The sequence below is a fragment of the Kitasatospora sp. NPDC057512 genome, assembly GCF_042802135.1.
GTDB lineage: Bacteria > Actinomycetota > Actinomycetes > Streptomycetales > Streptomycetaceae > Kitasatospora.
On sequence record NZ_JBHVET010000065.1, the window covers coordinates 1 to 19,138 of the forward strand.

The following is a 19,138-nucleotide window of genomic DNA, read 5'->3' on the forward strand; positions in this document are numbered from 1 at the left end:
GTCCACGGGCTGGGACGGTACGGGGCCGGCGGTACGGGGCCGGGGGGCCGGTCAGCCGCGCGGGGCGGTGTCCAGGGCGCGGGCGTCGGCGGCGATCAGGCCGGCCCGGTCGCCGGCCACGCCGCGGCCGGCCTGGTTCTCGGCCCAGGCGGCGAGCGGCTGGTACTGGCCCTGGCCGAGCATCGTGGTCAGGGTGGCGACGGCGTTGCGGTCGGCGCCGGAGGTGAGCACCAGGGCGGCCAGGCCGGTGGGGGTGGCGGCGACGGTGAACGCGGTGGTGGTCTCGGCGCGGCCGCCGGGGCCGGTGGCCTCGGCGCGCAGGGTGTGCTCGCCGAGCGGGAGGGCGGTGGTGTCCAGGGCGGTGCCGGGCGCCAGCTCCTTGCCGTCCAGGGTGAGGCGGACGGTGTCGGCGCCGGTGGACTGGACGGCGGCCACCGGCCGCGCGGCGCGGTCCAGGGTGGTGCCGGCGGCCGGGGAGGTGATCGCCACGGTGGGCGCGGCGGGCTGGACGGGGGCGCCGCCCTGGAGCCAGGCGCTGTTCCAACCGGCGAGCTCCGCAGGGCGGTTGGTGATGACGCCGTCGACGCCGGCGGCGTCCAGGGCCTTCCAGCGGGTGGCCGAGTCGACCGTCCAGACGTTGACCGCGACGCCGGCCGCGTGCAGGTCCTTCACCACGTTCGGGCGCGCGGCGAGGCCGCCGTCGGACGGGTTGTAGGCGGACAGGCCGAGGTCCCTGGCGATCGCCACCGGGTCGGCGTCGAGGTCGCCGCGCAGCAGGCCGAGCGGCAGCTCGGGGGCCAGCTCGCGGGTGTGGCGCAGGGCGTCGACCTCGAAGCTCTGGACGAGGACCCGGCCGGTCATGCCGTGGTCGCGCACCTCCTTGACGATCCGGGAGACCTCGTCGCGGCTGTGCGGGCCCTTGATCTCCAGCAGCAGGCTGCCTCCGCGGGTGCGCAGGTCCTCCAACTGGGCGGCCAGGGTGGGGATGCGGGCGCCGGCGTAGGCGGGGCCGAACCAGGAGCCGGCGTCCAGGGTGTCGAGCTGGGCGGCGGTCAGGTCGCGGATGCGGCCCTTGCCGTTGGTGGTGCGGTCGACGGTGTCGTCGTGCAGGACGTAGGGGACGCCGTCCTTGCTGGGCTGGACGTCGTTCTCGATCCACTCGGCGCCGCCGCGGCGGGCGATCTCGTCGGAGAGCAGGGTGTTCTCGGGGGCGGCGGAGGAGGCGCCGCGGTGGGCGAAGACGGTCAGCGGCGCGCCGGCCGGGCGCAGCCGGCCGCCGGGGGCGAGCGCGGTGACCTTGAGGTCGTCGAAGGAGACCGTGGCGCCGTTGACCACCAGGGCCTGGCCGCCGTCGGCGCTGCGGGCGACCTGGGTGGTGCGCAGGGCCTCCTTGCCGTCGAAGATCCAGAGGGCGGTGGTGCCGTGGACCTCGACGGCGATGCGCACGTCGCGGCCGGTGCCGGCGGCGGTGGGGGCCGCGGCGGTGTCGGTGACGTTCCAGACGTTGGCGGGGGTGCGCTGGGCGAATTCCAGGCCGTTGGCGGCGGTGGTGCCGGTGCGCATGGTGGCGATCGACCAGGGGGTGGTGCCGGACGCGGGGACGTCCAGGCCGAGGGCGGTCCAGCGGGCGTTGTCCTGGACGGTCTCGAAGCGGGCGGTGGCCTCGATGCGGAAGTCGTCCAGGTGGCGGCCGAAGGTGATCCGGCTCTGCTGGCCGGAGTTGGCGGAGGTGCCGACCAGGCGGCCGCCCTCGACCTTCCAGTCGCCCTCGACGGCGGTGAAGCCGGCCGGCAGGGCGGGGGTGGAGAAGTGCTCGTCGAGGACGACCTCGCCGGGGGCCGGGGCGGCGCCGGCCGCGGCGGCCGCGGGGGCGGCTTCGGCGGAGACGGCGCTGGGGGTGTTCAGGGCGACGGCGGTGAGGCCGAGCGAGGCGGCGACGGCGGCGGCGAGCAGGCCGGTGCGGCGGCCCGCGCGGGGGCGGTGACTCTGTGTCATGCGCGGCAGGTTAGGGGTGATCGCCGAACCGGGCGCCACGATTCCGGGAACCGTTCGTGGCCGTTGCATGTGCGGTGCGCGAAGATGGCGGATTCCTTGCGCCGGCTGGCCGGTTCGTTTCCGTACGGGCGTGGCGGGCGCGGCCGGCGGGTGTGCGGCGGGGCCGGACGTCCGGACGCGTCGCGGCCGCCCGTCGGGGCGGTGGCCGGACGGGCGGCTGCGGGGTGCTTCAGGGTGCTTCGGGGGCGGGTCGGTAGCGCAGGGTCAGTAGCGCAGGACGGCGGCGATCCGGCCGGCGTCGGCGAGGGTGTCGTCGGGGACGAAGCCGATCTGGCCGCCGGTGTCCAGGGCGCGCTCGATCACCTCGTCGACGATGTCCTCGCGGGCCCCGCTCTCGCCGGCCTCGGCGGGCACGAGGTGCTCGCCGTCGTCGCGCACGGTGGCGCGGTAGTTCTCCTCGACCACCAGGCGGGCGATCCGGCCCTGGCCGACGGCCTGCCAGACCTCGTCCAGGCCGGCCGCGAACTGCTGGGCGCCGCGGGCCTTGTCGAGCTGGGCGAGGTGCTCGGCGACCTCCTGGTCGGCGTGGGCGCGCACGGCGGGCTCGACGACCTTGCGGACGGTCTCGGCGTCGGCCTGGGCCAGGCCGCCGTGCGGCAGCTGCGCGGCGGCCTCCTTGGCGATCGGGCCGACGGCGTCCAGCAGGGCGAGCGCGGCGGCCTCGCCGACCACGTACAGCGGGCGGGGGGCGGCGGCCAGCAGCCGGCCGACCTCGGCGTCGGCCTGGCGCAGGAAGGTCTTGGTCGCCTCGTCGCGGAAGGTGCTGGGGGTGTCGCCGATCTGCTCCTGCCGCTCGGGGTCGGGGTTGTCGAAGACGCGCACCAGCGGGAAGCCGTGGTCCTTGTCCTCGGTGACCCGCTCCTCGGTGCCGCCCCAGAGCACCACCTTGTCGGCGGCGACCGCGAGCACCCAGTGCGGGCGCTCGGCGGCGTGCGAGGCGACCAGGTTGCGGGTGAGGAAGGTGTCGGACAGGACCACCCGGGCGGGGGCGGTGCGCCCGAGTGACCAGACCTGGTGCTCGCCGGGCGCGGCGAAGAGCGCCAGGCCGTCCTCGGCGTGCACGAGGTCGACCTCCGCCAGGGCCCGGTCGAGTTGCTCCAGCACGTCGATCCGGTCGGCGCGGGAGACCTCCGGGTCTGCCTGGACGCGTTCCTTCGCCTCGGCCAGCAGGTTGCGCAGCCGGACCGGGTCCTGGGTGTTGTCCGGCTCGCGGCGGTGCGTGGGCATCAGGATCGACACCGCCGGATAGGGCCGCGGCCGGCGCAGCTCGGCGAGGACGGCGGGGCTGAGGTCGGGGCGCATGGAGACCCTTTCCGAAGGCGGTCGGCCTTCTTTCGTGGACGCGCGGAGCCTTGGCACTGCTGCCAAATGTCGCCAATGTACCTATTTACGGCTTCTGCGGCGCGCGAGCACGGACGGGGAGGGGCCTTCGGCACGGGGGCGGGCGGCCCGCCGGCGCCGTCCGGGGTCGGGCGGCGGCGTCGGCGGGACGCGACGGTCGGGGCCGTCGGGACGCGACGGGTCGGGGCCGTCGGGACGGCTGGAGCGTCAGGGCCGTCGGGACGGGCGGGGAGCGGTCAGAACTGGACGTCGGTGCAGGAGTAGAAGGCGTTGCCGGTGTCGGCGACGTCCCAGACCGCGACGACCACCTGGTGGCCGGTGCGACCGGTGGGCAGGGTCGCGGTGTGGGTGGTGGTGGCGGCGGGCTGGCGGCCGTTGTAGGGGACGGTCAGGAACGGGGTCAGGTCCAGGGCGGCCCGGGTGATCGGCTGGCTCGCGTCGTAGCCGGGCTTGGTCAGGAAGTACCTGAAGTTGGTGGTGGAGTGCCGGGCCTCGATCTCCCAGGTGAAGGTGAGCTGCTGGCCCGCCGTCACCCTGGTGGTGGGCCAGGTGCCGCCCCGGGGGTTGTCCAGCGGGGCCCAGCGGGCGTCCGCGCCGGCGCAGATGGTGCCGTCCGCCGGGCCGCGGGTCGGGAAGCCCTTGGGGCCCTCGACGCTCTGCGGCTCCCACTGGATGTCGCCACAGTCCCACGGGACGGCGTTGGCCCCGCAGAGCGCGGAGCGGCTGGGCGGGAGGTTGATGAAGCCGTGCGACTGGGCCGGCAGGGCCGCCGCGATCGGCAGGGCGATCGCGGCCGCGGCGGCGGCGATCAGGTGGCGCTTGCGCATGGTGCTCCTCCGTGGGGGTGGATGGAGTGTGCGCCCGGCGCGGGGCGTGCGCGTGCGCGTGGGGGTGCGCACGGCGGCCTGCCCGAGACATGGCATGCCCGCGCCAGACCGGTTGCCCGACACCGTAGGATCTGCCTTCCCCCCGCGTCAATGGTCTGAACCATTTGCGCCAAAGCCGCGTGATTACTGGGCTCCGACCGGCATCCCGCAGCCCCACCCGCTCCCGAATCGCGGGGGAGATTATTTGCACAAGCGCTATACAAGCTCTGGCCGATATTTCTGTTCATGGCTTATCCTGGACCCAGCCATACCCGGAAGGAGGGGCCCATGACCGCCACGGACCCCGCGCTCACCGCGCTCGCCAACGGCTGGGGCGCCCTGTCCCTCCTGCACGGCAGGATCGAGTCCCACATCGAACGCGCCCTGCAGGCGAAGCACGACCTGAGCGTGCGCGAGTACTCCCTGCTCGACGTGCTCAGCCGCCAGCACGACGGCGAGGGCGGGCACCTGCAGATGAAGCAGGTCGCCGACGCGGTCGTGCTCAGCCAGAGCGCCACCACCCGCCTGGTCACCCGACTGGAGGACCGCGGGCTGCTGTTGCGCTACCTGTGTCCGACCGACCGCCGCGGCATCTACACCAACGTGAGCGAGGACGGCCTGAGGCTCCTGGAGCAGGCCCGGCCGACCAACGACGCCGCGCTGCGCGAGGCGCTCGACGAGGCCGCCCGCACCCCCGCCCTGGCCTCGCTGGTCCAGGCCGTCGAGGCCGTGGACGCCGCCGCGCCCACCCGCTGACCCCGGCCGGCCCCGCGCCGCCACAGCGCCGCGGCCCCCGCGGCCCCGCTCCCCCGGGCCCGGCCCGTCCGAACCGCACACGCGGTCCGGACGGGCCGGGCCCGGTCGCGTTTCCGGCTCCGCCCCGACCCTATGGCGCATGCCACCTATCCGCGTTTGCACTTATCGCGCGTCTGCAACTATTGTTAGAGCACGCAAGGCGCTAGCTCAAGCAATCACAGAAGGGTTCGGGCCCATGCCTCTCGCTCTCATCGCCCTGGCCATCGGCGCATTCGGGATCGGGACCACCGAGTTCGTGATCATGGGACTCCTGCCCCAGATCGCCGGCGACTACGGCGTCTCCATCCCCAACGCTGGCCTGCTGGTCACCGGCTACGCCCTCGGCGTCGTCCTCGGCGCCCCGCTGATGACCGTCCTCGGCACCAGGATCAGCCGCAAGACCATGCTCATGCTGCTGATGGGCCTGTTCACCGCCGGGAACCTGCTCTCCGCGTTCGCCCCGTCCTTCCCCGTGATGCTCGCCGGGCGCATCGTGACCTCGCTCGCCCACGGCGCCTTCTTCGGCATCGGCTCCGTCGTCGCCGCCGACCTCGTCGCCCCGCAGAAGAAGGCCGGCGCCATCGCCACCATGTTCACCGGGCTGACCGTCGCCAACATCGTCGGCGTCCCGCTGGGCACCTACATCGGCCAGGCCGTCGGCTGGCGCGCCACCTTCGCCGGCGTCGCCGCGCTCGGCGTGGTCGGCCTGCTCGGCATCGCCAGGCTCGTCCCCGCCATGCCCCGCCCCGAGGGCGCCCACCTGCGCCGCGAGCTGACCGCCTTCCGCAACCCCCAGGTGCTGCTCGCCATGGCGATGACCGTGCTCGGCTTCGGCGGGGTCTTCGCCGCCATCACCTACATCGCCCCGATGATGACCAACGTCGCCGGCTACGCCGACGGCTCCGTCACCTGGCTGCTGGTGCTGTTCGGCGTCGGCATGTTCCTCGGCAACCTGCTCGGCGGCAGGTTCGCCGACCGCAAGCTGATGCCGATGCTCTACACCACCCTCGGCGGCCTCGCCGTGGTGCTCGCGCTGTTCACCCTCACCGCCCACAACAAGGTCGCCGCCGCCGTCACCGTCCTGCTGGTCGGAGCCCTCGGCTTCGCCACCGTCCCCCCGCTGCAGAAGCGGGTCCTGGACCAGGCCCACGGCGCCCCCACCCTGGCCTCCGCCGTCAACATCGGCGCCTTCAACCTCGGCAACGCACTGGCCGCCTGGCTCGGCGGCATGGTGATCAGCGCCGGCCTCGGCTACACCGCCCCGAACTGGGTCGGCGCCGCCCTCGCCGCGGCCGCCCTGCTGCTGGCCTTCTGGTCCGCCGCCCTGGAGCGCCGCGACCGCACCCGGGAGGCCGTCACCACGAGCGCGGCTCCCCGCCACGCGGCCCTCAACCACTGACCATCGACACCACTGACCATCGACACCACCGGCCGCCGACACACCGCCGGCCACCGACCCGACCGGAACCCACCCCACCCCCGGAGAAGCACCGCCATGAGCACCACCACCGCCGTCGCCCCGCTCACCACCGCCGACGCCGAGACCCTGGTCGACGCCGCCCGCACCGCCGCCGAGGCCGCGGGCGTGCCGGTCAGCGTCACCGTCCTGGACGCCGGCGGCCACCTGCTCGCCTTCCGCCGCGACGACCGCGCCGTGCTGATCTCCGGCGAGACCAGCACCCGCAAGGCCTACACCGCCCTCCAGCTGAACGCCCCCACCGCCGACCTGGTCGACCTGGTCAAGCCCGACGGCCCGTTCCACACCCTGCCCACCGCGCTGGACCGCCCGCTGCTGTTCATCGCCGGCGGCATCCCCGTCCACCGCGACGGCCGGCTGATCGGCGCCATCGGCGTCGGCGGCGGCGCCCCCGCACAGGACCACTCCTTCGCCACCGCCGCCCTCGACCGGCTCGCCCGGTGAGCACCGCCGTCCGCAGCCCCCAGGAGGTCTTCGCCGACCACGGCGAACGCCTGGGCACCGGCGACCTCGACCTGGTCGCCGGCAACTACACCGAGGACGCCGTCGCCATCACCCCGGCCGGGACCTTCCACGGCCGGGCCGGCATCCGCCAGGCCATCGGCCACCTGCTGGCCGACCTGCCGGACGCCCACTGGCAGCTCACCCCGAGCTTCGCCGGCGAGGTCCTGCTCCTGCGCTGGAGCGCCCGCACCACCGAGCACGAGGTCGCCGACGGCGTCGACACCTTCGTCTTCCGCGACGGCCTCATCAGCGCCCAGACCGTCCACTACACCCGCACCGACCGCACCGCCTGAAGGAGACAGCACATGACCACCACCGTCCCCACCGTGAAGCTGAACAACGGCGTCGAGATCCCCCAGCTCGGCTTCGGCGTCTTCCAGGTCCCCGACGACCAGACCACCGCCGCCGTCGCCTCCGCCCTGGAGGCCGGCTACCGCAGCATCGACACCGCCGCCATCTACGGCAACGAGACCGGCGTCGGCCGCGCCCTGGCCGCCTCCGACGTGGCCCGCGAGGACCTGTTCGTCACCACCAAGCTGTGGAACGCCGACCAGGGCTACGACGCCACCCTGCGCGCCTTCGACGCCAGCCTCGCCAAGCTCGGCCTGGACCACGTCGACCTCTACCTCATCCACTGGCCCACCCCGGCCCGCGACCTCTACCTCGACTCCTGGCGCGCCCTGGAGCGCCTCGTCGAGGAGGGCCGCGTCCGCGCCGCCGGCGTGTCCAACTTCCAGCCCGCCCACCTCCAGCGCCTGCTGGACAACAGCGCGCTGGTGCCCGCCGTCAACCAGGTCGAGCTGCACCCCGGCCTCCAGCAGGCCGAGCTGCGCGCCTTCCACGCCCGCCACGGCATCGCCACCGAGGCCTGGAGCCCGCTCGCCCAGGGCGCCGTCCTGGACGACCCGGCGATCACCGCCATCGCCGCCCGCACCGGCAAGTCCCCCGCCCAGGTCGTCCTGCGCTGGCACCTGCAGCTCGGCAACATCGTCATCCCCAAGTCGGTCACCCCGGCCCGCATCCGCCAGAACCTCGACGTCTTCGGCTTCGAGCTGACCGAGCAGGACATGGCCGCGATCGCCGCCGGCGACCGCGACCTGCGCACCGGCCCCCACCCGGACCAGTTCAACGCGAGCTGACCCCACCCCAATCCCCCGTCCCGGGCGGTCGCACCGCCGCCCGGGACGGGTATTTTTTTCGAAGGACCCGCCATGGCACCGCTCCACCCCGCACTCGCCCGACTGGCCCCCGCCGACGGCCGGCTGACCATCGGCCTGGAACTGCCCCTGGACAACGACTGGGGCCAGGCCCGCGGCCGCGCCGACCGCGCGGCCGGACGCCCCTTCGGCGTCCCCGACCTCGCCGGGCACGCCCGCCTCGCCACCCTCGCCGACCGCCTCGGCTTCGCCGCCCTGTGGGTGCGCGACGTCCCGCTCTACGACCCCGTACGGTTCGGCGACGCCGGCAGCGTCTTCGAGACCTTCACCCACCTCGGCCACCTCGCCGCCCTCACCCGCGACGCGGTCCTCGCCACCGGCGCGGTCGTCCTGCCGCTGCGCGAGCCGCTGCTCGTCGCCAAGGCCGCCGCCACCGTCGACGTGCTCACCGGCGGGCGCCTGCTGCTCGGCCTCGCCAGCGGCGACCGCCCCGTGGAGTACCCGCTGTTCGACCGCGACTTCCACGGCCGCGGCGCCGCCTTCCGCACCGGCGTCGAGACCCTGCGCGCCGCCTGGCGCCCCGGCCCGCTGGAACTGCCCGCCTTCGGCCTCGGCGCCGAACAGCAGCTGGAGGTCCTGCCCCGGCCCGTCCACCCCCAGGGCATCCCGATCGCCGTCGCCGGCGGCGCCCAGCAGAGCCCCGAGTGGATCGCCGAGCACGCCGACGCCTCCCTCAACTACCCGCGCGACCTCGACGCGCTGCGCCTGCGGCTGCGCCAGTGGCGCGACCTCGCCGGCGACAAGCCCTACCTGACGCCGATGGTCCTCACCCTCGCCGAGGACCCGGCCGCCGCACCGCGCCCCATCCGGCTCGGCCTCAGCACCGGGCGCACCGCCCTGATCGAGCACCTGGAGCTGATGTCCGACCTCGGCGTCGCCCACGTCTCCTTCAACCTGCGCCCCAACGAGCGCCCCGTCGACGAACTGCTCCAGGAGCTCGCCGAGGAGGTCCTGCCCCGCTTCGCCGCCCCCGCCCCGGCCGGGCAGCACGGCTGAGCCGGGGACGGGGACGAGCCCCGCGCCGGGCCGCCGTAGGGGCAACCACCCGCCGGTACCGGTGGGCCGGGAACGGGTGGACGGGCCCCGCTGCGCCGAACCGGCGCACCGCCGCGCAGGAGACCCGGGAGCCTTCCAGGCCGCCGTCCGCCCGCCCCGATGATGCTGCCGGGGGCGGCGGCCTGGTGCACGCCGCGGTTCCTGGACCGGGTGCTGCCGCACGTCGACACCGAGGGCGTGAACTCCTAACTCGCCCAGGACCCCGGGTGGCGCAGGGCGACGGCGGCGCGGACGGTGGCGGCCTGGTGGGCGGCCTGGCGGGCGACGGGGAGCCAGACGGGCTGGAAGGTCCGCTGGTACTGGGCGCACCAGTCGCGCAGGAGGTGGTCGAGGCGGGCGGCCTGGGGTGCGGCGGGGGCGCCGGCGACGCGGACGGCGCGGCGCAGCAGGGCGGCGGCGCGGACCGGGACGCGGTGGGCCCACAGGTCGATGCCGGTGAGGCGGGCGCGGGTGATCGGGGTGCGCAGGAGTTCCGCTCCGCGCAGCTCCGGGTCCCATGCGTCGGCGAGTTGGTGCAGGGCGGTGAGCGGGGTGCGGGCGGCGCGCAGCAGGGGGGTGTCGGGGTTTCGCACGTAGGGCAGGGCGGCGTCGAGGAGTGCGGTGAGGAGTGTGCCGCGGTGGCGCAGGCGGTCGGCGCAGGTGCGCAGGTACAGGCGGACGGCGTCGGCGGGGCGGGTGTCGCCGAGGTGGGCGCTGGTGAAGGCGGGGACTTCGACGAGGACGGTCTGGCCGCCGTGGCGCTGGGGGGCGAACCAGGTGCCGGCGCGGGCTTCGCCGGTGTCGTGGTGGGGGGTGAGGACGCCGGTGGTGGTCTCCTGGTGGTCGATGTGGTGGGGGGTCATCAGGTAGACGCCGGGGCCGGATTCGTGCAGGCGGAAGGTGTCGAAGTTGCCGGTCTCGACGGGGATGCCGTGGTGGGCGGCGGAGCGGGCGAAGGGGCGGGCGAGGGCGGCGGGGTCGCTGGTGGCCTGGACGAAGGTGCCGCCGACGTCGGTGCTGTGCAGGGAGAACTGGAGGGTGGGGCGCAGTTCGTCGATGAGGTCGAGGAGGGTGCGGCTCTCGGGGAGGTCGGCGCCGACGGCGGGGGCCCATTCGGGCTGTTCCTCGGCGGCGGGGCGGTAGTAGTGGGCGAAGTAGTCGGGCAGGGTGCGGGCGTGGCGGCTGCCGTCGGCGAGGTGGGCGCCGTCGGGGTCGAGGCAGAGCAGGAAGTGCCAGGCGAGGTAGGGGTGTTGGCGGGTGAGGGCGTGGTGGGCGAGGTCGGCGACGGCGGCGCGGGCGGCGAACTCGTCGGCGTGGGCGCCGGCGACGACGAGGAGGTTGTGCGGGGCGTCGCCGGCGTCGTGTGGGGAGGGTCCGACGGTCAGCAGGGTCAGGGGGCGTCCGGCGCGGGAGGTGCCGACGGTGCGCACCTGGCACAGGTCGGGCCGGTGGGCGGCCAACTGGTGGGCGGTGGCGGTGAGTTCGTCGAGGCTCGGGTAGCGGTCGTGGAGCTGGGCGGCCCGGCCGGCCGGGGTCGTCGTGTCGGTCACCTTCGGTTTCCTCCCCTGTGGTCGTGGCAGTAGTTGTACCTGGCACGTGGGGCCGCTGGTGCGGGCGGGGCCCGCCCGGGCACGGTGGCTCGGGCGGGCCCGGTGGGGCGGCGGGGGTCAGTCGGTGACGGGGCGGGTGTCGAGGCGGATGTGGTCGACGGCCCAGTACCAGTTGTTGCCGGCGTCGTACATGCGGAACCTGAGGGTCACCGAGCGGGCTCCGGCGGGGACGGCGAGGCTGCGGGTGATCCGGGTGTTCTGGGCGTCCTTGCCGGCGTTGTCGTTGCCGGTGGCGTCGGGGCCGTAGGCGAGCAGGCGGGTCTCGGTGCCGTTGTCGAAGACGGCGGTGACGGTGGCCTTCTGCGGGGCCTCCTGGCGGTAGTGGGAGTCGAAGGCGAGGTGGAGGGTGTCGGTGCCGGCCGGGATGGCGACGGCGGGCGAGACCAGGGTGGAGTCGAAGACGCCCTTGCGGGAGGGCGAGCCGGTGTCGTCCCAGTCGTCGGGGTCGGCGACGGCGACGACGCCCAGGGCGCGGGTGAAGTTGCCGCGGTCCTGGGCGCCGAGGGCGGCCCATTCGCGCTTGGTGTGGAAGGTCCAGCCCTGGAGGCGGGCGGTGCCCTGGGGCATGGCGGGGGCGTTGACGACCGTCCAGCCCTTGGGGGCCTGGGCGGTCCAGCCGAGCAGGCCGGACTCCGGCTTGAGGGCGTCGGCGAGGGATTCGAAGTCCTCGTCGAGGAGGTGGCCGGTCATCACCGGGGCGGGGCGGGCGGCGAGTTCGCCGTCGGCGAGGGCGAAGCGGCCGTCGGCCTGGGCGCGGGCGGTGACCAGCAGGCGGTGGGTGGCGCCGGCGGGCAGTCGGGCGGGCGGGGTGACCTGCCAGACGGCGGTGGCGGTGGCGCCGGCGGCGAGCTTGTCGGGCGGGGCGGTGACGGTGGTGGCCGTCCAGCCGGGCGGGAGCAGCGGCTGGGTCTCCAGGCGGGTGAGGGCGGTGGTGGCGGTGAGGGTGGCGGTGACGGTGGCGGGGCGGCCGGGCAGCAGGACGGGTTCGTCGATGGTGGTGGAGGCGGCGCCGAGGGCGAGGTCGACGGTGAGGGGGTCGGCCAGGCCGAGGGCGGGGTCGGTGACGGTGCGGTCGTCCCAGGGGAAGCGGCCGGCGATGCGGCGGCGGAAGGCGAGGTCGCCCTGGACGGCGACGGCGACGTCGTACCAGCCCTCGGGGCCGACCTTGAGGTTGACGGTGCGGTCGTCGCCGGCCGCGACCCGGACCTCGCGCAGGCCGTCGCCGTAGGCGAGGTCGCCGACCAGGAAGGTCTGGGCGGTGCGCGAGCGGTTGATGACGTCGACCTCCAGCACCTTGCCGCCGCCCTCCTCGGAGAGGGAGACCTCGTAGCCGGCGGCGGTGTCGCCGCGCAGGTGCCACAGGGCGCCGTCGGGGCCGTGGACGCGCAGGTCGTAGCCGGCCGGGCCGACCTTCCAGACGTCGGACAGGCGGCTGCGGGCGGCGACGGTGTAGTGCTTGGGGGCCTCGCCGGGGGCGGGGTAGACGGCGAGGACGGCGCCCTGGCGGCCCTGGTTGACGAAGTCGAGGGTGAGTTCGTCGCCCTTGAGGCGGGGCTTGACGAGCAGGTTGTAGGGGGCGGGGCGGGAGGAGCGGGTGCCGCGCTGCTGTCGGGGGAAGGCCTGCGGGCTGGGCACGGTGGGGGCGGGGAGCTTGCCGGTGTCGACGACCTTCTGGCGGTTGCCGCTGGTGTCGGGCAGCTGCGGCCAGGCGGGGTTGCGGCCGGAGAAGTCGAAGACGTTGGTGAGGTCGCCGCAGACGGCGCGCCGCCAGGGGCTGATGTTGGGTTCCTGGACGCCGAAGCGCTGTTCCAGGAAGCGCAGCACGGAGGTGTGGTCGTAGACGGTGGAGTCGACGACGCCGCCGCGGGTCCACGGGGAGACGACGACCATCGGCACCCGGACGCCCAGGCCCATCGGGTAGGGGCCGGAGACGAGGGTCTCGCCGGCGGGGAGGGTGGCGGACCAGGCGAGGGTGCCGTCGGCGGCCCTGACCCGGTACTTCCCGTCCTGGGCGACCACCCGGTGGTAGGTGGAGCCGCCCTTGGCGACGCGGACGACGACCTCGCCGTCGACCGGGACGTTGGACTTGCCGCGGCCGTCGGCCAGCGGCGGGACGGGCGGCAGCTGGTGGTCGAAGAAGCCGCCGTGCTCGTCGTAGTTGAGGATGAAGACGGTCTTCTGGAACACCTCGGGCTTGGCGGCGAGTGCGGAGAGCAGCCGGGCGGTGAGGTGTTCGCCGTTCGGCGGCGCGTAGTTGGCGTGTTCGGACAGGGCGGCGGGGGCGACGATCCAGGAGACCTGCGGGAGGCGGTCGGCCTGGACGTCGGCGGTGAAGGCCTCGACGAGGGCGTCGCCCATGGCGAACGGGTCCTTCGCCTTGGCGGGGTCGCCGACGGCGCGCATGCCGCGCTCGTACAGCGGCTCGCCGGGCTTGGCCTTGACGAAGGGGGCGAACCAGGCGAGGGCGTTGTCGTCGAAGTTGTCGAGGGCCTGGTAGGTCCGCCAGCTGACGCCGGCCTTCTCCAGGCGCTCGGCGTAGGTGGTCCACTCGTAGCCGCCGGGGATCTCGGTGTTGTCGGTCACCGGGGTGTCCCGCACGGTGCCGCCGCTGGTGCCGGTCATCGCGTGGTCGCGGTTGGTGTTGGTGTTGCACTGCGTCGAGGCGTAGTAGGCGTCGCAGACCGTGAACACCGAGGCGAGGGCGTGGTAGAAGGGCATGTCGGCGGACTCGTAGTAGCCCTGGCCGAGCCAGCCGGAGGAGCGGCGGGTGACGGAGCCGTCGGCGCGCCCGTCGTTCCAGGCGTTCATGGAGTCGCCGTAGCCGAAGGAGGGCGCGCCCTGCTGGTAGGCGCTGGTGTGGGCGGCGTTCATCGCGAAGGGCAGCAGGTAGCCCTCCTTGCGGCCGGGGTCGGGCTGGTGGAACACCGAGCGGCCGTCGACGCCGCGTACGGCGGTGCGGTCGCCGAAGCCGCGCACGCCCGCCAGGGTGCCGAAGTAGTGGTCGAAGGCGCGGTTCTCCTGCATGAACACCACGACGTGCTGGATGTCCGCCAGCCGTCCGGGCCGGGCCGGTGCGGCGAGGGCCTGCTGGACGCTGATGGGGAGGGCGGACAGCACCGCGGCCGCCGCCGCGCCGCCGAGGACGCTGCGGCGCGACAGTTCGGGCTTCGGACTCATCGGGGTGGGGCTCCTTGCTGACGGACCGCGGGTCTTCGGTACGGGGGGCCGGCCGCGCGGTTGGGACCGGACCCGTTATGTGTACGAGACCGAGGTGGACGCGGCCGTGGTGTCCGATGACCGGCCGATGACCGTCAGGAGGCTCCGAGCTGTACAGACAACTTGACGTCATTTGATCAACGGTGAGGGGCCTGCCCGGGGAAACCCGCTGGACGGCGGCGCCGTCCGACGGATCATGGAAATCCTTGATGTCCCGTCAACGTGAGAGCGGTGCCCCCTCGTGATCCCCGCCGTGCCCGACCCGACCGTGCTGCACCCCTTCCCCGAGCAGCCGCGGGTGGTGCTCCTCAAGCCGCTGGTCACCTCGCCGCTGATCGAGGTCGGCGAGTACTCGTACTACGACGACCCGGACGACCCGACGGCCTTCCAGACCCGCAACGTGCTGTACCACTACGGGCCGGAGAGGCTCGTCATCGGGAAGTTCTGCGCCTTCGCCACGGGGGTGCGGTTCGTCATGAACGGCGCCAACCACCGGATGGACGGGCCCTCCACCTTCCCCTTCCCCGTCATGGGCGGCGCCTGGGCCGAGCACCTCGACCTGATCACCGGCCTGCCCGGGCGCGGCGACACCGTCGTCGGCCACGACGTGTGGCTCGGCTACCGCGTCACCGTCATGCCCGGGGTGCGCATCGGCCACGGCGCGATCGTCGCGGCCGGGTCCGTCGTCACCTCCGACATCCCCGACTACGCCGTCGCCGGCGGCAACCCGGCCAAGGTGATCCGGCTGCGCTACGACGAGGCCGACATCGCCCGCCTGCTGGATCTCGCCTGGTGGCACTGGCCCGCCGAGCACCTCACCCGCCACCTGCGCACCGTCATGTCCGGCACCGTCGAGGAGCTGGCGGCCGCCGCGCCCACCGCCCCCGACGCGCCCGGCGCCTGAGCCGCCGTACGGTGCCGGGCCCGCGGCCGGGGCCGCTCCCCCGCCGTGGGCCCGTCGCCGTCCCCTGGCTGCGGCGTCCTCGGGCCGCGGCCGTGCTCAGGCCGTGGTGGGGCGGTGGAGCCGGCGGGCGGCGGTGCGGATGGCGAGGGTGTACGGGGCGTCGAGGGCGCGGGTGCGGGCGTCGAGGTCGTGGAAGGGCACCAGGGCCTTGTGGGTGTCGTCGGTGGTCTGGGTCCAGGCCGTCCAGGCGTTGTGGACGTCCTCGTCGGTGACCTGTTCGCCCTTGGCCTGGAGCAGCACGGCGTAGAGGCGGAACAGGTCGTCGGCGCCCTCGGGGGGTCTGGCCTCGGTGGGCAGGCAGGAGCGGATCAGGTCGGCGATGGGGTCGAGGTGGCTCATACGGCCAGTGTGCCGCTGACGAGCGTGCCGGTGAGCAGGATCAGATGGGCCGCCGCGAATATCATCGGCACGAGCCGTTCCGTGGTGCCGAGTTCGGTGTAGTGCCGGTGGCGGCGGCCGGCCGCGGCGGTGTTCCTGAGGGCGTCCCACTCGTCGGTGTAGATCCGCGCGGACAGCTTCTCCTCCAGGCTGTTGATGACCTGGAACTTGGCGCCGTTGAGGTCCCGGTAGCTGCGCAGCTGCATCCACCAGGCGCCGGAGAGGGTGATGCCGGCCAGCGCGACGGCGGTCGGCACCCACCACGGGGACTCCGACAACTTCGGTATGCCGAAGCCGATCAGGGTGACCAGCGCGGTCTGCACGGACAGGAAGAAGGTGTTGGCGCTGCCCCGGCGGGCCGAGACCCGGTCGGCCATCTCCACGGCGAGCAGGTACAGCTCCAGCAGTTCGGACCGACGGTTTTGCTCCGGCGGCGTGGTCATCGCGCGTCCCCCTCGGGCAGGTGGTGTGCCGGCTTCGCCCGCTGCCCGGGCTCCCCCCTGTGTCCATCCTTCCCTTCGGACGGGCCCGTCAGTGCTGCGCGGCGGCGGAGGTGGCGCGGCGGCGGGGAGGGTCAGCGCGGGTACGTCGACGGCCGTGCGTACGCCGGGCCGCCGGGGGCGGTGGCGGGCACGGCCGTACCGGGCACGACGACAGCGGGGGCGGCGGCGGGCGCGACAGCGCCGGCCACGGCGCCGCCGGCCGACAGGGCGCGCAGCGCGGCGCCGGCCTCCGCCTCGCCCTCCTCGTACTGGTGGGCGCGGGCGGTGCGCAGCGCGGCGCCGAGGTGGCGGGCGGCCTCCTCGGGGTGGCCGGTGGCGGCCAGGGCGCGGCCGTAGAGGGTCTGCAGGACCACCCGGCGGGTGACCGGGAAGGGCGGTTCGGCGACGGCCAGGCCGCGGGCGGCGTGCTGGGCGGCCTCCTCGCCGGCGCCGGCGGCCAGGCACTCGTGGGCCAGGTGCTGGCGGGCGAGGGCGACGAGGTCGGCGCGGCCGGCCCGTTCGGCCAGGGACAGGGCCTTCAGCAGCAGGCCGTTCACCCGGGCCCGGCCGGCGTGCTCGCCGTGGCGGGCGAGCGCGACGGCGTGGTTGACCAGGGCGACGGCCTGGGCGCAGCCGTCGCCGGCCCGGGCGGCGAGGTCGGGGGCGCGTTCCAGGTGGTCGAGGGCCTGGTCGGGGCGGCCCTCCTCCAGCAGGACCCAGCCGAGCAGGGCCCGGGCGCGGGACTGGGCGCCGGGGTCGCGGTCGGCCTCGGCGGCGGCCAGGCCGTGTTCGAGCAGCGGTGCCCAGCCGTCCCGGACCTGCCAGACGATCAGCGGCCACTGGAGCAGCACCAGGCGCCAGGCGCGGTCGTGCAGTCCGGCGGCGACGGCCGCCTCGACCGCGCCGCGCAGGGTGTCGCGTTCGGCGGCGTACCAGGCGAGGGCGCTCGCCCGGTCGGGGAAGGGGCGGACCTCGGCGGGGCGGCGGGTGCCGGGCGGCAGGGTGCAGCACGGTTCGCTGCCCGGTTCGGCGGCGGCGCAGGCGGTGAGGAGGGTGTTGAGCAGGTGGTCGAGCAGGCGGGGCAGCACCTGGGTGTCGGTGTCGCCGGGCAGGCTGCGGGCGTAGAGGCGGACCAGGTCGTGCAGGGTGTAGGCGTCCCGGCCGATCTGGACGATCAGGTGGGCGGTGGCCAGTTGGGCCAGGGCGGCGGCGGCCTCGTCGGGGCGGCAGCCGGCCAGGGCGGCGGCGGTGCGGCTGTCGAGGGTGGCGCCGGTGTGGGCGCCGAGGCTGCGGAACGTCCGGTGGGCGGCTTCGCCCAGGTGCTGGACGGTCAGGGCGAGCGCGGCGGCGACGCTGGTGTCCTCGACGTCGAGGAGGTCCAGGCGGTCCTGCTCGTCGGCGAGTTCGTCGGCGAGGGCGGCCAGCGCGCGGGCCGGGCCGGTGGCCAGGCGGGCGGCGGCCAGCCGCAGGGCCAGCGGCAGGCCGTCGCACAGGCCGGCCAGGCGGGCGGCGGCCTCGGGTTCGGCGGCGACCAGGTCGGGGCCGAGGGTCGCGGCGAGCAGGGTGACGGCCTGCGGGGAGGAGAGTTCGGCGAGTGGCACGGGGCGGGCGGCGTCGGAGGTGACCAGGCCGCCGAGCCGGTCGCGGCTGGTGACCAGGGTGACGCAGTCGTCGCCGTCGGGCAGCAGCGGGCGCACCTGCTCGGAGCGGCGGGCGTTGTCCAGGACGATCAGCATCCGGCGCCCGGCGGTCAGTTCGCGGTAGCGGGCGCCCATCGCCTCGGCGGTGGCGGGCATCCGCTCGACGGGCAGGCCCAGGGCGAGCAGCAGTTCGCGCAGGACGGCGGCGGTGTCGCGCTCCGGCAGCGGGCTGTGGCCGCACAGGTCGACGAAGAGCCGGCCGTCGGGGAAGTCCTGGTGGCGGCGGTGGGCCCAGTACAGGGCGAGGGTGGTCTTGCCGACGCCGGCGCCGCCGGTGAGCACGGCGACGGCGCCGGGGGCGGCGGTGGCCCGGTCGAGCGCGGCCAGTTCGTCCTCCCGGCCGGCGAAGCCGCGCGGGCGGCGGGGGAAGGGCCAGGGGGTGTGCTGCGCGGCGGGGGCGGGAACGGGGGCGGGGGCTGCCGGGGGGCGTACGGGGGCCGGGGCGGGGGCGGAGACGGGTGCGGGTGCGGGCCGCTGGTCGGGGACGGAGGCCAGGCCGCCGACGGTGGGGACCCGCGTGGGCGGCACGGGGTCGAAGGCCAGGCGGTCCGGCGGCTCCTGGTCGCCCGGGTGGCGGGCGGGCGGCACCCGGTCGGAGCGGCCCGGCGGCACGGCGGGGCGCGGGGTGGCCTCGGAGCGGCTCGGCGGGGCGTCGGTGCGCAGCAGGCGGGCGTAGGCGTCGGTGAGTTCCGGTCCGGGGTCGATGCCGAGTTCCTCGGCCAGGGCCCGGCGGGTGCGGTGGAACCAGTCGAGGGCCTCGGAGCGGCGCCCCGCGCGGCCGAGCGCGTGCATGAGGTGGGCGACCAGCGGTTCCCGCAGCGGGTTGGCGGTGGCCTCGGTGTGCAGCAGGCCGGCGGCCGCGCAGTGGTCGCCGAGCCGGCCGTGGGCGCGGGCCAGTTCCTCGACGGCGGCCAGTCGCCGTTCCTCCAGGGCCCGGGCGGCGCACCGCAGCGGCAGGCCGGCGGTGGTGCCGGTCAGGGCGGGGCCCCGCCACAGGGCGAGTGCCTGGCGCAGGGCGGCGGCGGTCTGGGCGGCGTCGTCCAGGGAGCGGGCGCGGGTCACCAGGTGGTCGAACCGTACGGTGTCCACGGCCTGGTCGGGTGTCCGCAGCCGGTAGGCGCCGTTGTCGGTGACGAGTTCGACGCCGGCGGCGGGGGCGTCGTGGGCGGTGAGCAGGGAGCGCAGCCCGGAGACGTGGTTGTGGATGACGGTGCGCGAGTGCCGGGGCGGTTCCTCGTCCCAGAGGGTCTCGGTGAGCCGTTCGACGGTGACCGGTGCTCCGGGGTTGAGCAGCAGCATGGCCAGCAGGCTGCGGCGTTTGGCGGATCCGGCCGGAAGCTCGCGGCCGTCCGCGGCCACCACGGCCACCGAGCCCAGCAGTCGGAACTCCACGCACCCCCCTCGGATCAGATGTATATGACAAGCATATGACAGCACGCGATCCGTCGATCGCGGAGCGTCGCCCACGAACGGGCGGGGCGGCGGAACGGCCCCCGCC

The 19,138-nt window shown here is 75.2% G+C and carries 15 protein-coding genes; 7 read left to right on the forward strand and 8 right to left on the reverse strand.

Annotation, left to right across the window (positions count from 1 at the left end; genetic code table 11):
* Positions 1–51: 51 nt before the first annotated feature.
* From ACFU6K_RS07350 to ACFU6K_RS07360, 3 genes are all read right to left on the reverse strand, one after another.
* Entirely contained in the window at positions 52–1,995 is a 1,944-nt protein-coding gene (locus ACFU6K_RS07350; RefSeq protein WP_380661419.1) for a glycerophosphodiester phosphodiesterase, read from the reverse strand.
* Between the two features lie 264 nt (positions 1,996–2,259).
* On the reverse strand, positions 2,260–3,357 hold the full coding sequence (locus tag ACFU6K_RS07355) for a chemotaxis protein (RefSeq protein ID WP_380661420.1): 1,098 nt from the start codon (positions 3,355–3,357) through the stop codon (positions 2,260–2,262).
* A 275-nt stretch (positions 3,358–3,632) separates the two neighbouring features.
* Positions 3,633–4,223 carry a lytic polysaccharide monooxygenase gene (locus ACFU6K_RS07360; protein WP_380661421.1) on the reverse strand — a complete coding sequence of 197 codons (591 nt, stop codon included), beginning with the start codon at positions 4,221–4,223 and terminating at the stop codon, positions 3,633–3,635.
* 327 nt (positions 4,224–4,550) lie between these two features.
* Here ACFU6K_RS07360 and ACFU6K_RS07365 point away from each other — a divergent pair, with 327 nt between their 5' ends.
* From ACFU6K_RS07365 to ACFU6K_RS07390, 6 genes are all read left to right on the forward strand, one after another.
* Positions 4,551–5,018, forward strand: coding sequence for a MarR family winged helix-turn-helix transcriptional regulator (locus tag ACFU6K_RS07365; RefSeq protein WP_380661423.1), 468 nt, complete (start codon positions 4,551–4,553; stop codon positions 5,016–5,018).
* Positions 5,019–5,253: 235 nt separating this feature from the next.
* A complete protein-coding gene (locus ACFU6K_RS07370) occupies positions 5,254–6,456 on the forward strand; it encodes an MFS transporter (protein WP_380661424.1) in 1,203 nt (400 codons plus the stop codon).
* Between the two features lie 96 nt (positions 6,457–6,552).
* The gene (locus ACFU6K_RS07375) at positions 6,553–6,978 is read left to right on the forward strand and encodes a heme-binding protein (protein ID WP_380661425.1); all 426 of its coding nucleotides are present in this window, start codon (positions 6,553–6,555) and stop codon (positions 6,976–6,978) included.
* Positions 6,975–7,331: a nuclear transport factor 2 family protein gene (locus ACFU6K_RS07380; protein ID WP_380661426.1), complete on the forward strand. Its 357-nt coding sequence runs from the start codon at positions 6,975–6,977 to the stop codon at positions 7,329–7,331. The genes ACFU6K_RS07375 and ACFU6K_RS07380 overlap by 4 nt, the downstream gene beginning before the upstream one ends.
* Positions 7,332–7,343: 12 nt before the next feature.
* On the forward strand, positions 7,344–8,177 hold the full coding sequence (locus tag ACFU6K_RS07385; RefSeq protein ID WP_380661427.1) for an aldo/keto reductase: 834 nt from the start codon (positions 7,344–7,346) through the stop codon (positions 8,175–8,177).
* A 72-nt stretch (positions 8,178–8,249) separates the two neighbouring features.
* On the forward strand, positions 8,250–9,251 hold the full coding sequence (locus ACFU6K_RS07390) for a TIGR03571 family LLM class oxidoreductase (protein WP_380661428.1): 1,002 nt from the start codon (positions 8,250–8,252) through the stop codon (positions 9,249–9,251).
* A gap of 245 nt (positions 9,252–9,496) precedes the next feature.
* Here ACFU6K_RS07390 and ACFU6K_RS07395 read toward each other — a convergent pair whose 3' ends face one another.
* Both ACFU6K_RS07395 and ACFU6K_RS07400 read right to left on the reverse strand, forming a co-directional pair.
* The gene (locus tag ACFU6K_RS07395) at positions 9,497–10,840 is read right to left on the reverse strand and encodes a M14 family zinc carboxypeptidase (RefSeq protein ID WP_380661429.1); all 1,344 of its coding nucleotides are present in this window, start codon (positions 10,838–10,840) and stop codon (positions 9,497–9,499) included.
* 117 nt (positions 10,841–10,957) lie between these two features.
* A complete protein-coding gene (locus ACFU6K_RS07400; protein WP_380661430.1) occupies positions 10,958–14,077 on the reverse strand; it encodes a phosphocholine-specific phospholipase C in 3,120 nt (1,039 codons plus the stop codon).
* A gap of 283 nt (positions 14,078–14,360) precedes the next feature.
* Between ACFU6K_RS07400 and ACFU6K_RS07405 the strand changes: the two genes are divergently transcribed.
* Positions 14,361–15,020, forward strand: a complete 660-nt coding sequence (locus ACFU6K_RS07405; RefSeq protein ID WP_380661435.1) for a CatB-related O-acetyltransferase — start codon at positions 14,361–14,363, stop codon at positions 15,018–15,020.
* Between the two features lie 96 nt (positions 15,021–15,116).
* On the opposite strand, the gene ACFU6K_RS07410 is transcribed toward ACFU6K_RS07405, so the two are convergent.
* The 3 genes from ACFU6K_RS07410 to ACFU6K_RS07420 all read right to left on the reverse strand — a co-directional run bounded on the left by ACFU6K_RS07410 (position 15,117) and on the right by ACFU6K_RS07420 (position 19,032).
* Positions 15,117–15,419 carry a hypothetical protein gene (locus ACFU6K_RS07410; protein ID WP_380661431.1) on the reverse strand — a complete coding sequence of 101 codons (303 nt, stop codon included), beginning with the start codon at positions 15,417–15,419 and terminating at the stop codon, positions 15,117–15,119.
* Complete coding sequence (locus tag ACFU6K_RS07415) at positions 15,416–15,901, reverse strand: hypothetical protein (RefSeq protein ID WP_380661432.1); 486 nt, start codon at positions 15,899–15,901, stop codon at positions 15,416–15,418. The genes ACFU6K_RS07410 and ACFU6K_RS07415 overlap by 4 nt, the downstream gene beginning before the upstream one ends.
* Positions 15,902–16,032: 131 nt before the next feature.
* On the reverse strand, positions 16,033–19,032 hold the full coding sequence (locus tag ACFU6K_RS07420) for a BTAD domain-containing putative transcriptional regulator (RefSeq protein ID WP_380661433.1): 3,000 nt from the start codon (positions 19,030–19,032) through the stop codon (positions 16,033–16,035).
* Between the last annotated feature and the right edge of the window lie 106 nt (positions 19,033–19,138).